At 54.3% G+C, this 1,161-nt stretch carries 3 protein-coding genes; all 3 read left to right on the top strand.

From position 1 onward, the window contains the following. On the top strand, positions 1-330 hold a 330-nt coding region (locus OKC31_RS21595), incomplete at its 5' end, for a hypothetical protein (RefSeq protein WP_270657745.1). A gap of 47 nt (positions 331-377) precedes the next feature. Further along, the gene (locus OKC31_RS21600) at positions 378-908 is read left to right on the top strand and encodes a plasmid mobilization protein (RefSeq protein WP_011191315.1); all 531 of its coding nucleotides are present in this window, start codon (positions 378-380) and stop codon (positions 906-908) included. Then, positions 901-1,098 (top strand): hypothetical protein, encoded by a 198-nt coding sequence (locus OKC31_RS21605; RefSeq protein ID WP_172686234.1) that lies wholly within the window; start codon positions 901-903, stop codon positions 1,096-1,098. The genes OKC31_RS21600 and OKC31_RS21605 overlap by 8 nt, the downstream gene beginning before the upstream one ends. Positions 1,099-1,161: the final 63 nt, after the last annotated feature.

Genomic DNA, 1,161 nt, shown 5'->3' on the forward strand with positions numbered 1-1,161 from the left:
GCGGCACCATTGAAAAAAGTTATCCGCTTAAAAAGCCACAGAGAAAAGGAACCCAATAGATTACTGATGTCCGCCATGTTGGTTTCATCTAGTGCCCTGCTCCGTGTATTGGATTGCACAATCTATAACCATTATGCGGCAGCCTTTTGGATTGCACAATCCAAAGTTAGGGGAAGCCGACGAGCCAGGGAGCCCCGCGACCTGGTGAGCCTGGCCGAAGGCCAAAAGCCACTGCAAAACCGAAAAATTTCGTACGTACGAAAAAACATGGGGGGGTTAGAACTAGGGCAGGATTCGCAATTTGCTAGCGTCTGCCGCCGCTTGTGCTAAAATTGCACCTGTCCCCCCCTGCCCCCCCATGTTTAAAGAGGTCGTTAATGGCAAAGAGCTATCGGATCGAAAGGCGCGTCACTAAGGAGCAAAAAGAAGCCTGGCAGGCTTTCTGCCACGCTCAGGGCGTATCTGAATCCGACATGCTGGGCCTAATGATCGAGAAGGTTACGGCGGGCAGTGTTGCCCTTGACCATAAGGGGCTGAAGGAAACCAAGACGGATCAGCTCAATATCAGGTTGAACACCAGAGACATGAAGCGCATCACGAAGCGAGCGAAGGCCGAAGGGTTCACCAGTCGGACGGCGTGGCTAACGGCTGTTGCAATGGCCAACCTGAACCGCGAGCCGGTTCTTACCGAGAGCGAGATCCAAGCACTGCGAACGTCAAACAGGGAGTTGGCGGCAATAGGCCGGAACCTGAACCAGATCGCCAAGGTACTGAACACCGAGTTTAGAGAGTCGGATAAGCTCAACCGCCAGGCGGTTCTAGCTCTATCTGAAAAGATCGATTCCCACCGCGAGGAAGTCGCCGGTTTGCTTCAACGCAACTTAAACAAGTGGGGGATCGATGAATAAGGGCTATGACACTCTAGCCGGGTTGCTAGAGGGGAAGGTCAAGACCAAGGCCAATAAGACCGGCGATCTGAAAGGCCGAGTTAAGCGAGTCACGGATAAAGCCTCCGAGGTGATGGTTAAGGTATCTGGCGCGGCCAAAGGGGCCGAGCACGTAAAAGCTCACCTGGAGTTCGCCCAACGTTTGACATGAGGGGCGGCCAAGGGCGCCAGCCCTTGGACGTCCCCCTCGATGGAAGGGTTAGGCATCACTGCG

This window comes from Aeromonas sp. Y293-4, from assembly GCF_027705905.1.
Taxonomy (GTDB): Bacteria; Pseudomonadota; Gammaproteobacteria; order Enterobacterales; family Aeromonadaceae; genus Aeromonas; species Aeromonas veronii.

What these genes read in the sequence shown, in the direction of transcription:
- OKC31_RS21600 (WP_011191315.1), top strand. Translation starts at nt 378, where the DNA reads ATGGCAAAGAGCTATCGGATCGAAAGGCGCGTCACTAAGGAGCAAAAA.
- OKC31_RS21605 (WP_172686234.1), top strand. Translation starts at nt 901, where the DNA reads ATGAATAAGGGCTATGACACTCTAGCCGGGTTGCTAGAGGGGAAGGTC.